The organism is Bacteroides sp. HMSC067B03 (assembly GCF_001811315.1).
In the GTDB taxonomy this organism is placed as follows: domain Bacteria; phylum Bacteroidota; class Bacteroidia; order Bacteroidales; family Bacteroidaceae; genus Bacteroides; species Bacteroides faecis.
In genome coordinates, this window is record NZ_KV804289.1 from 59,223 (window position 1) to 69,952 (window position 10,730).

The following is a 10,730-nucleotide window of genomic DNA, read 5'->3' on the forward strand; positions in this document are numbered from 1 at the left end:
AATGATGAAGAAAATACTGTTTGTCTGTTTAGGAAATATCTGCCGTAGCTCTACGGCAGAAGGGGTAATGCTTCACCTGATCAAAGAAGCCGGACTGGAAAAAGAGTTTGTGATAGATTCCGCGGGAATCCTGTCATATCATCAGGGTGAATTGCCGGATAGCCGGATGCGTGCCCATGCTGCCCGTCGTGGTTATCAACTGGTTCATCGCTCCCGTCCGGTACGAACGGAGGATTTTTATAATTTTGATTTGATTATTGGCATGGACGACCGTAACATAGACGATCTGAAAGAGAAAGCTCCTTCTATGGAAGAATGGAAAAAGATTCACCGTATGACGGAGTATTGTACCCGTATTCCTGCCGATCATGTCCCCGACCCCTACTATGGAGGGGCCGAAGGATTTGAGTATGTGCTGGATGTGCTCGAAGATGCCTGTGCCGGCCTGCTTACTTCTTTAGCTCAGGATAGCTGATCCGGGTGTGGTAAGCAATCTTCAGCTTTTCTTTGAATACTGCCTTAATCGTCGCAATGTCCTTGAAAGTAATAGGGCATTCTTTGAAGTAACCTTCTGCAACTTGGGAGTCAATGATTTTGTCGACCAAGTTGCTTATACTTTCTTCGGTATACTCCGGTAAGCTGCGTGAAGCGGCTTCAACGGCATCCGCCATCATCAGAATGGCTGTCTCTTTTGAGAAAGGATTGGGACCCGGATAAGTGAACAGCTCCTCATTCGGTTCTTCGTCCGGATGTTCGTTTTTCCATGAAATATAGAAGAATTTCGTTTTTCCTCGTCCATGATGAGTGCTGATGAAGTCTTTGATTACTTTCGGCAGATTGTGTTTGTCTGCCAGTTTCAACCCGTCTGTCACGTGACTGATCACGACCTGAGCACTCTGTTCGTAATTCAGATTCTTATGAGGATTGACTCCTCCCGACTGGTTTTCTGTAAAGAAGGCCGGATTCTCCATCTTGCCAATATCATGATATAAGGCTCCGGTACGTACTAATTGACTTTTCGCTCCAATACGGATGGCTGCCTCTGCTGCCAGATTGGCTACCTGCATAGAGTGCTGGAAAGTTCCGGGCACTGTTTCGGACATTTGCCGCAGGAGGTCGCTGTTGATATTTGAAAGTTCGACCAAAGTCACATTAGAAGTAAAGCCGAATGTTTTTTCCAACAGGAACAACAGCGGATATGTAAACAGCAGCAGGATACCATTGATAATGAAATAGGTGTACATCCGGACATTCAGTTTCGAAAAGTCATTGGCAAGTCCGTTTTCAGTCATTAGCTCAAAAGCGAAGTAGATGGCTGCATAAGTCAGTATCACCAATAATGCCGTACGGAAGAGTTGTGATCTCTGTGAGAGTTCCCTTAAACTGAATATGGCAACTAATCCGGCAGCTAACTGCGTCAGAATAAACTCATGCGGAAAACGCAGTGATATAGAACAGATCAATATCGTAATGACATGCGTCAGGAAAGCCGTTCGCGAATCAAGGAAAACTCGTATGATGATGGGCAGCATCGCATACGGAATCATATATACATTGAATATATTGTGTGTTACCATGAAAGCGGTTACCACACTATAGAATACAATCAGTGTAAACAATAACGACAGGCTGCCTTTGCGCTCATAATAATCTTTCCTGAACAGGTCGAGATAGAGCATGAAGCAAAGCATCAGCATGCCGACAAATAAAATCTGTCCGGCAAGAATCAGACGGCTCTGATCGATGGATTCACTGCGTTTGATGGACTCTTTGCGTAATGATTCCAGTATGTTATAAGTTTCCGGACTAATGATTTCTCCACGATCTATAATTTTCTGTCCGCTGACAACCAATCCGTTTGCCCAGGAATAATTATTAAGCATTTCTTCTTTGGCGGTCTGCGTCCGTTGCTGGTCGAAGGTAAGATTAGGAGTGATATATTCGTTTAAGGAACATTGTCTCAGAATCTCACGGTTGAAGTGGGTCGTATCTGCGGATAACAAGTATTCATAGGCTTTCTTGACCGTATATATATTATCGGTAGGCTTGGAGTTAGCAAGCTTATCATCGATGATCATGATAGCCGATGTGCTGTCTTTGTGGAGTTTTTGTATGTTTTCTGTCGATACGATACCTGCCCCGTATATTTCTTTTAATGTCCGTTCGATGTATCGCAGATAATCTACGGAAGGGAGTATACCTTTCAGATGAGTATGGTAATTCTCCTTTAACTTACTGATTGCATCTTTTTCAATCTGTTTGTCGAGCAGATAATAGGGTTGGAAGGAAGCCAACAGACTATCCTGCTCCCGGTTCACTACTGCATCGTCTTTGTAGATCGGAAAGTCGAAAGTTGCAATCAGTTGTCCGTACTTCCAAGGCTTGTTGATATCAAACTGATAGTTGAACTTCCCGTCACGTGGCAGGAAATAGACAATCAGTGTCACTGTGACTATAAACAGCAATGATTTATATAATAGATCTCTTCGTGAGAACCTCTTTTTTTTCTTCATATGTTCCATACGCATTGAAATTTTTGCGAAAAGTACAAAAAAAAACAATAGTGTGGAAAAAAAGGTTTAATTTTGCCACGATTTACCTATACTAACCCAAATTATGGCAGAAAGAAAAGTAAGAGTTCGTTTTGCTCCGAGTCCTACGGGAGCATTGCACATCGGCGGTGTGCGTACAGCTTTGTATAATTATCTGTTTGCGCGTCAACACGGCGGAGACTTGATTTTTCGTATTGAAGATACTGACTCTAACCGGTTTGTTCCGGGAGCGGAAGAGTACATACTCGAGTCATTCAAGTGGTTGGGTATCCACTTTGACGAAGGAGTGAGCTTCGGTGGAGAACATGGCCCGTACCGTCAGTCCGAACGTCGCGAAATTTATAAGAAATATGTGCAGATTTTGCTGGACAATGACAAAGCATACATAGCTTTTGATACTCCCGAGGAACTGGACGCTAAGCGTGCGGAAATTGCTAACTTCCAATATGATGCATCTACCCGTGGGATGATGCGTAATTCTCTGACGATGTCGAAAGAAGAAGTGGACGCATTGATTGCTGAAGGAAAGCAATATGTGGTTCGTTTCAAAATCGAGCCGAACGAGAATGTTCACGTGAATGACTTGATTCGTGGTGAAGTAGTTATTAATTCATCTATTCTGGATGATAAGGTGCTCTATAAGTCGGCTGATGAATTGCCTACTTATCATCTTGCCAATATCGTAGACGACCATTTAATGGAAGTGTCTCATGTAATCCGTGGCGAAGAATGGCTGCCTTCAGCTCCGTTGCACGTACTGTTATACCGTGCATTCGGTTGGGAAGATACGATGCCGGAATTTGCCCACCTGCCTTTGCTGCTGAAACCGGAAGGAAACGGTAAGCTGAGCAAGCGTGACGGCGACCGCCTGGGATTCCCTGTATTCCCGTTGGAATGGCGTCCGGAATCGGGCGAAGTGTCTTCCGGATATCGTGAATCAGGTTATTTGCCCGAAGCGGTGATTAACTTCCTGGCTTTATTGGGATGGAATCCGGGCAACGATCAGGAAGTAATGTCTATGGATGAGATGATACAGTTGTTCGATATCCATCGTTGCAGTAAGTCGGGGGCTAAATTCGACTATAAAAAAGGTATTTGGTTCAATCATCAGTATATCCAGCTTAAACCGAATGAAGAGATTGCCGAACTGTTTCTGCCTGTGCTGAAAGAGCATGGCGTGGAAGCTCCTTTCGAGAAGGTTGTTACGGTAGTTGGTATGATGAAAGATCGTGTAAGTTTTATCAAGGAACTGTGGGATGTATGTAGCTTCTTCTTTGTAGCTCCTGCTGAATATGACGAAAAGACAGTAAAGAAACGCTGGAAGGAAGACTCTGCAAAATGTATGACGGAATTGGCGGAAGTCATTGCCGGCATTGAAGATTTCAGCATTGAAGGCCAGGAAAAAGTAGTGATGGACTGGATTGCTGAGAAAGGTTACCACACGGGTAATATAATGAATGCTTTCCGTTTGACGCTGGTGGGCGAAGGAAAAGGTCCGCACATGTTCGATATCTCTTGGGTACTGGGCAAGGAAGAGACATTGGCTCGTATGAAGCGTGCCGTAGAGGTACTTAAATAATTAGGACTTGTAAATTATGCTTTACAACCTGGCAATAGTTATTTATGACCTTCTGGTTCATTTAGCTGCCCCGTTTAGCCGTAAACCCCGAAAAATGATGAAGGGGCATTGGGTGGTATATGAGCTTTTACGTCAACAAGTGGAGAAAGGAGAACAGTATATCTGGTTTCATGCTGCTTCGCTCGGTGAGTTTGAACAGGGGCGTCCATTAATAGAAATGATTCGGGAAAAATATCCCAATTATAAGATATTGCTTACTTTTTTCTCTCCTTCCGGTTACGAAGTGCGCAAGCATTACCGGGGAGCGGACATTGTATGCTATCTGCCGTTTGATAAACCGCGGAATGTGAAGAAGTTCCTGGATATTGCAAACCCTTGCATGGCGTTCTTCATCAAGTACGAATTCTGGAAGAATTATCTGGATGAACTTCATAAACGTCGTATTCCAGTATATAGCGTATCTTCCATTTTCCGTCGTGATCAGATATTCTTTAAATGGTATGGAGGAACTTATCGCAATGTGTTGAAAGATTTCGATCATTTGTTTGTGCAGAATGAGGCCTCCAAACGCTATTTGTCGAAGATTGGTATCAGTCGTGTGACAGTGGTGGGAGATACTCGTTTCGACCGTGTGTTGCAGATTCGCGAAGAGGCCAAAGACCTTCCGCTGGTGAAAATGTTTAAAGGAGACAATGCCTTTACATTTGTGGCGGGCAGTTCTTGGGGACCGGATGAGGATTTGTTTCTGGAGTATTTCAACAGCCATCCGGAAATGAAGCTGATTATTGCTCCGCATGTGATTGATGAAAATCATCTGGTGGAAATAATCAGTAAGTTGAAACGTCCTTATGTACGCTATACTCGTGCTGACGAAAAGAATGTGTTGAAAGTTGATTGTTTGATTATCGACTGCTTCGGACTGCTATCTTCTATTTATCGTTATGGAGAAGTGGCATATATTGGAGGTGGTTTTGGTGTCGGCATTCATAATACGCTGGAAGCGGCTGTATATGGTATTCCTGTCATATTCGGACCGAAATATCAAAAGTTTATGGAGGCGATCCGATTGCTCGAAGCCAAAGGCGCATACTCAATAAAGGATTATGATGAACTCAAAGCCTTGCTGGACCGATTCCAGACAGACGATGTTTTCATGCGTGAAACCGGTGCGAATGCCGGTTATTATGTGACCAGTAATGCCGGAGCTACGGAAAAGATTATGCACATGATTAACTTTTAGAGATTGATATATAAGAATAATGATCCCCTTATTTTAGTACTCCATTATGGATAAGGCTAAAATAGGGGGATTTTCTTTTAAAGCTGTTTTCCGGCTATGTAACTTTCAGCTTGAATTTCTTAAGGTGGAGTTTTGCTTTCGGTGAATGCTTATAGCTTTTATATTTTATTGATTTCTTGTTCCAATAAATTTTTCAGCTCTTTAGCTGTGATGTGAGTGAAACGTTTCACGATGTTTCCTTGCTTATCCATTATCAGGTACATCGGTAGCCCTGTCATCTGAAACTGCTTCCATAAGTAATTCCATTGCTCTTTGTTTAGCCAATAGTGATCTCCGGCTATATTTTCTATGAGTATTTTCCATGTTTTTTGTATATGATTATATAGTAGAGTTCTTGTTGATATAGCTGCTTGGTATTGCATGAATATGGTTTAAGAGATGATAGGAGCCAAACTTGTATTAGAGTACTTCCCGATAAGTACAAGACTTGCTCGTGGCAAGTACTTGAGTTGTTTGATTCTGGTACAACGTTTGAGTCGAAGATGTACGACATTTGAATGAAAGATGTACAGCTATTAGTTCATACTACTACTTGGATACTTTCTGCATTCAGCCCTTTCAGTTTTTCTCGCAAACGACTTGCCGGAAGGGGGGAGCGGCTGAAGGAACACTTTTATACCCCTTCTCAGATTGCTTAGAGAAGGGGGGAGTGGTTTCAGCCCCTTTCAGCCTCGGTCATATATAAATTCATAATTTACTGGCTGTGGCTACTTTGTCTGCAAGTTATAGCCATTTAGCATACGGGCTGAATTCTGTAGGCTCGGAGATGAGTTTCATTCACCACCGAGATGAAGGTTACCCGCCTCCGAAGTGAAAATGGATAGTATACCGGGTTATTTAAAATGAATAAACCGATCTATAGTTCAGAAAAAAAACAGAGGCTTCGTTTGCCTCAAACAGAGGTTCTGTTTGTTCCTGATAGAACCTTTGTTTGGGATCAATACAGGCTCTATTGAGACGGAAGTTAGTAGTTTCCGAATATTTTATCTTTCCGGCTGAAGGGGCTGAAACTATTTACCCTTTCATAGAGCATGTCAGAGAAGGGGTGTAAAAGCACGCCTTCAGCCGCTATCCCCTTCTGGCAAGTCGTTTGCGAGAAAAGCTGAAAGGGCTGAAGGCTGTTTTTTCTATTTATACCATTGAGAATACATCAGGTAATTGTGAGCGATTTTTTGGTTTAGCTCCTTCGCCTGTTCAGGGTCTACCTTCTTAATAAATTTAGCGGGTACTCCGCCCCAGATACTTCCGGGTTCTATTACTGTATTACTCAATACCAAAGAGCCGGCGGCAACGATGGCTCCTTCGCCCACTATAGCATGATCCAGTATGGTAGATCCCATTCCTATGAGTGCATAATCTTTAACAGTTGCTCCATGAATGGTCACATTATGTCCTACCGAAACATGATCACCGATTTCAATGGTTGATTTCTCATATAAAGTATGTAGCACGGTTCCATCTTGAATATTGACTCCATTGCCTATCCGTATAGAATTGACGTCACCACGCAATACTGTACAGAACCAGATGCTACAGTCATCTCCTATTTTTACATCTCCTATAATAGTTGCATTGTCTGCCAAAAAGCAGTTCTCTCCAATTTCGGGAGTAAAACCTCGAACTGATTTGATTAAAGCCATAAAATATATTGTTTTTGATGATGTTTTTATTGAATACTTTTCCATTTTGACACATCCTCCCTCGTGTTAGGCTCAGATGTCGCACGGAAACAGTTTTAAATAGCTTCTGTTGCTTCTTGCAACCATTTCTTTTCTTCTTTGTTCAGACTGGGAGAAAGTTTATCGTAAACGGTTTGATGATAGTCATTGAACCACTTGATTTCTTCTGCCGTCAGCATCTCTTTGATGATACCTTTCTTGCAGATAGGACATAGGGTGATGGTTTCAAACTTAAGGTATTCTCCAAACATTCCTTCTCTGTCTTTGCAGACCAGCGTCAGATTTTCGGTGCGTATCCCGTGGCTGCCTGCTTTATACACACCGGGTTCATTGGAAGTGACCATGCCGGGTTGCAGCACAACAGGATTCTCATTCATACGGATACTTTGAGGTCCTTCGTGAACACTCAGAAAATGTCCGACGCCATGTCCCGTGCCATGTAGGAAGTTCATTCCATGACTCCAGATAGGCATACGGGCCAATACGTCGAGCTGAGCACCGCGTGTTCCGGCAGGGAATTTAGCCATTGCCAATGCAATGTGACCTTTTAATATTAAGGTATAGTCTGTTTTTTCTTCTTCCGTCAGTTCACCTAATGCAATGGTGCGGGTGATATCGGTAGTTCCGTCCCAATATTGTGCTCCCGAATCCAACAGAAGGAAACCTTTTGGTTGAAGCGTGACATCGCTTTCCGGTGTTGCTGAATAGTGCACAATTGCTCCATGCTCTTTGTATCCGGCGATTGTATCGAAGCTTTCTCCCATATAAAGAGGTTGGGCTGCTCGGAACTCATGTAACTTCCGGTCTACACTTAATTCGGTCTCTTTGCCCGAAGGTACTGATTCTTCCAGCCATTTGAGGAATTTGACAAGTGCCACACCATCCCGTTGCATCGCATGGTGGATGCCGTCAATTTCCTGCTCATTACGAATTGCTTTCAGTAACGTCACGGGGGATTCGCCACGGATGATCTTACATGAAGGATTGATGGATGTGTAAATTGCATAGTTCGTTCTTCTGGGATCGATGAGTATGCTTTCTCCTGTAAAAGAACTCAGAAAAGCCTCTGTTTCATCATATCTCTTCAGGCTGACCTTCTGCTCTTTCAAATACTCGCTTACTTCTTGGGTAACCTTCTCCGGCGAGATAAAATAAATCACATCGTCCTGAGTAATCAGCAGGTAACTCACTATAACCGGATTGCAATGTACATCACTTCCTCTCAAATTAAGAGTCCATGCTATTTCGTCCAGACTGGACAAGAATAAGGCATAAATACCTTTCTTTTTCAGTTCAGCACGAATAGCGGTAACTTTTTCCTCACAACTTTTTCCTGCATATTTGACGTCATAGATGAAGGCCGGAGCATCGGGCATGGAAGGACGGTCTTTCCATATGCTTTTCAGCGGGTCGCCAAACATATCGATCTGTAACTGATATGGCGCCAGATCCTCCTTCATCTGTTCCACCTGTTGCACAGAAAACATTTTTCCATCAATGCTCACAGATTCTCCCGGCTTTAGATTCTGACAGAGAAACGCTGTGATGCTCGGGGTTTCCGGTAACATCTCCTTATATAATGTAATACCGCTGCCTTCTAATTCCTTTTCCGCTTGTAGAAAATATCGGGAATCTGTCCACAATCCGGCTTTATCCATTAAGACAACGGCTGTTCCGGCGGAACCCGTAAAACCGGAAATCCATTCACGGGACATCCAGTAAGGAGCTACATACTCACTCAGGTGCGGATCGGTACTGGGAATGATGAACGCTTTGATATGGTTAGGATGAAATGTCATCCGTAGCGCGTGTAGACGCTCTTTTATACTCTGTTTCATACCTTATTATATTAATTATAGACATATTTAAGAGTTTCAAAGGTACTAACTTTTCGTGGTTAATGATTTGTTTATGAATAGTTTTTGAGAAATATTTGCCGAAAGTTTTGTGAATAAAGAAAGTATGTGTAATTTTGCGGCGCAATTTGACTGCGGAAATTTTTAACCAATAACATATTAATAATAACAAAATGATTGTAGTACCTGTAAAAGAAGGCGAAAACATTGAAAAAGCGCTGAAGAAGTTTAAAAGAAAATTTGAGAAAACTGGTATCGTAAAAGAATTGAGAAGCAGACAGCAATTTGATAAACCGTCTGTAACTAAAAGACTTAAGAAAGAACGTGCGGTTTATGTACAACAACTTCAGCAAGTAGAAGATTAATAATTCGTAATTTCCTTTGAATTATTGAATTCTTTTCATACATTCGTTGCACGATTTTAGATGTAGCGATATTATGTTAATTAAATCTTTTCTTGATTATCTCCGGTATGAGCGGAATTATTCCGAAAAAACCGTTCTGGCGTATGGCGAGGATATAAAGCAGCTGCGGGAGTTTGCTCAAGAAGAGTACGGAAAGTTTGATCCGTTGGAGGTGGAAGGTGAACTGATTCGTGAATGGATTGTTTCATTAATGGATAGGGGATATACTTCGACTTCTGTAAATCGTAAGTTGAGTTCGCTCCGGTCGTTCTATAAGTATCTTTTAAGGCAAGGAGAGGTGACAGTGGATCCGTTAAGGAAAATAACAGGACCTAAGAATAAAAAAACGTTACCTGTTTTTCTGAAAGAGAGCGAAATGGATAAGTTGCTGGATGATACGGACTTTGGCGAAGGATTTAAAGGTTGTCGCGACCGGTTAATTGTTGAAATGTTTTATGTCACCGGCATGAGGCTTTCAGAATTGATAGGTTTGGATGATAAGGATGTGGATTTCTCCGCTTCTCTTTTGAAAGTAACCGGGAAAAGAAACAAGCAAAGGCTGATACCGTTCGGTGACGAACTGCGGGAGTTGATGCTTGAATATATTAATATAAGAAACGAAATGATTCCGGAAAGGTCGGAAGCCTTCTTCGTGAAGGAGAGTGGTGAACGGCTTTATAAGAATCTGGTCTATAATTTAGTGAAACGGAACCTGTCAAAGGTGGCGACGCTGAAGAAAAGAAGTCCTCACGTGTTGAGGCATACTTTTGCTACCACGATGCTGAATAATGAAGCGGAACTGGGCGCGGTAAAAGAACTTTTGGGTCACGAGAGTATCGCAACTACCGAGATCTATACGCATGCCACATTTGAAGAACTTAAAAAAGTGTATAAACAAGCTCATCCAAGAGCTTAAAAAAAAGGAGGTAAGTATGGATATTAGAATTCAATCAATTCACTTTGATGCGTCAGAGCAATTGCAGGCATTTATTCAGAAGAAAGTGTCTAAGTTGGAAAAATATTACGAAGATATAAAGAAAGTAGAGGTGTCATTAAAGGTAATTAAGCCGGAGGCTGCCGAAAATAAAGAGGCAGGCATAAAAATACTTATCCCCAATGGTGAGTTTTATGCAAGTAAAGTATGTGATACATTTGAGGAAGCAATTGACCTGGATGTAGAAGCGCTTGAAAAACAACTGGTGAAATACAAGGAAAAACAGCGTAGCAAATAAAAAAATCGCAAATATTTTGCGGGAAAGAAATAAATAACTAAATTTGCAGCCGTTTCGCTCGCGTTAGAACGTGACGGTTGCATTTTTTAGCTAGAACGCCTCTTTAGCTCAGTTGGCCAGAGCACGTG

10 protein-coding genes are annotated in these 10,730 nt (G+C 42.2%); 6 read left to right on the forward strand and 4 right to left on the reverse strand.

Annotation, left to right across the window (positions count from 1 at the left end):
• The first annotated feature begins 4 nt into the window (after positions 1-4).
• Positions 5-475 carry a low molecular weight protein-tyrosine-phosphatase gene (locus HMPREF2794_RS04255; protein WP_029425060.1) on the forward strand — a complete coding sequence of 157 codons (471 nt, stop codon included), beginning with the start codon at positions 5-7 and terminating at the stop codon, positions 473-475.
• On the opposite strand, the gene HMPREF2794_RS04260 is transcribed toward HMPREF2794_RS04255, so the two are convergent.
• A complete protein-coding gene (locus HMPREF2794_RS04260) occupies positions 450-2,522 on the reverse strand; it encodes an HD family phosphohydrolase (protein ID WP_010535570.1) in 2,073 nt (690 codons plus the stop codon). The genes HMPREF2794_RS04255 and HMPREF2794_RS04260 overlap by 26 nt on opposite strands.
• Positions 2,523-2,616: 94 nt before the next feature.
• On the opposite strand from HMPREF2794_RS04260, the gene gltX reads away from it, so the two are divergent.
• Both gltX and HMPREF2794_RS04270 read left to right on the forward strand, forming a co-directional pair.
• The gene (gene gltX / locus HMPREF2794_RS04265; protein WP_010535569.1) at positions 2,617-4,131 is read left to right on the forward strand and encodes a glutamate--tRNA ligase; all 1,515 of its coding nucleotides are present in this window, start codon (positions 2,617-2,619) and stop codon (positions 4,129-4,131) included.
• Positions 4,132-4,147: 16 nt separating this feature from the next.
• Positions 4,148-5,371, forward strand: coding sequence for a 3-deoxy-D-manno-octulosonic acid transferase (locus HMPREF2794_RS04270; protein ID WP_010535568.1), 1,224 nt, complete (start codon positions 4,148-4,150; stop codon positions 5,369-5,371).
• Between the two features lie 158 nt (positions 5,372-5,529).
• On the opposite strand, the gene HMPREF2794_RS04275 is transcribed toward HMPREF2794_RS04270, so the two are convergent.
• From HMPREF2794_RS04275 to HMPREF2794_RS04285, 3 genes are all read right to left on the reverse strand, one after another.
• On the reverse strand, positions 5,530-5,793 hold the full coding sequence (locus tag HMPREF2794_RS04275) for a TlpA family protein disulfide reductase (protein WP_055269548.1): 264 nt from the start codon (positions 5,791-5,793) through the stop codon (positions 5,530-5,532).
• Positions 5,794-6,558: 765 nt separating this feature from the next.
• Complete coding sequence (locus HMPREF2794_RS04280) at positions 6,559-7,071, reverse strand: gamma carbonic anhydrase family protein (protein ID WP_010535566.1); 513 nt, start codon at positions 7,069-7,071, stop codon at positions 6,559-6,561.
• 95 nt (positions 7,072-7,166) lie between these two features.
• Positions 7,167-8,948: an aminopeptidase P family protein gene (locus tag HMPREF2794_RS04285; RefSeq protein WP_070751011.1), complete on the reverse strand. Its 1,782-nt coding sequence runs from the start codon at positions 8,946-8,948 to the stop codon at positions 7,167-7,169.
• A 191-nt stretch (positions 8,949-9,139) separates the two neighbouring features.
• On the opposite strand from HMPREF2794_RS04285, the gene rpsU reads away from it, so the two are divergent.
• The 3 genes from rpsU to hpf all read left to right on the forward strand — a co-directional run bounded on the left by rpsU (position 9,140) and on the right by hpf (position 10,602).
• Positions 9,140-9,331 carry a 30S ribosomal protein S21 gene (gene rpsU / locus HMPREF2794_RS04290; RefSeq protein ID WP_002558090.1) on the forward strand — a complete coding sequence of 64 codons (192 nt, stop codon included), beginning with the start codon at positions 9,140-9,142 and terminating at the stop codon, positions 9,329-9,331.
• Positions 9,332-9,404: 73 nt separating this feature from the next.
• Complete coding sequence (gene xerC, locus HMPREF2794_RS04295) at positions 9,405-10,286, forward strand: tyrosine recombinase XerC (protein WP_070751013.1); 882 nt, start codon at positions 9,405-9,407, stop codon at positions 10,284-10,286.
• A gap of 16 nt (positions 10,287-10,302) precedes the next feature.
• Positions 10,303-10,602 (forward strand): ribosome hibernation-promoting factor, HPF/YfiA family, encoded by a 300-nt coding sequence (hpf, locus tag HMPREF2794_RS04300; RefSeq protein WP_010535563.1) that lies wholly within the window; start codon positions 10,303-10,305, stop codon positions 10,600-10,602.
• Positions 10,603-10,730: the final 128 nt, after the last annotated feature.

Excerpts from the sequence above, each read along its gene's own strand:
- HMPREF2794_RS04255 (WP_029425060.1), top strand. The coding sequence starts at position 5 with ATGAAGAAAATACTGTTTGTCTGTTTAGGAAATATCTGCCGTAGCTCT.
- HMPREF2794_RS04260 (WP_010535570.1), bottom strand. The coding sequence starts at position 2,522 with ATGGAACATATGAAGAAAAAAAAGAGGTTCTCACGAAGAGATCTATTA.
- gltX (WP_010535569.1), top strand. The coding sequence starts at position 2,617 with ATGGCAGAAAGAAAAGTAAGAGTTCGTTTTGCTCCGAGTCCTACGGGA.
- HMPREF2794_RS04270 (WP_010535568.1), top strand. The coding sequence starts at position 4,148 with ATGCTTTACAACCTGGCAATAGTTATTTATGACCTTCTGGTTCATTTA.
- HMPREF2794_RS04275 (WP_055269548.1), bottom strand. The coding sequence starts at position 5,793 with ATGCAATACCAAGCAGCTATATCAACAAGAACTCTACTATATAATCAT.
- HMPREF2794_RS04280 (WP_010535566.1), bottom strand. The coding sequence starts at position 7,071 with ATGGCTTTAATCAAATCAGTTCGAGGTTTTACTCCCGAAATTGGAGAG.
- HMPREF2794_RS04285 (WP_070751011.1), bottom strand. The coding sequence starts at position 8,948 with ATGAAACAGAGTATAAAAGAGCGTCTACACGCGCTACGGATGACATTT.
- rpsU (WP_002558090.1), top strand. The coding sequence starts at position 9,140 with ATGATTGTAGTACCTGTAAAAGAAGGCGAAAACATTGAAAAAGCGCTG.
- xerC (WP_070751013.1), top strand. The coding sequence starts at position 9,405 with ATGTTAATTAAATCTTTTCTTGATTATCTCCGGTATGAGCGGAATTAT.
- hpf (WP_010535563.1), top strand. The coding sequence starts at position 10,303 with ATGGATATTAGAATTCAATCAATTCACTTTGATGCGTCAGAGCAATTG.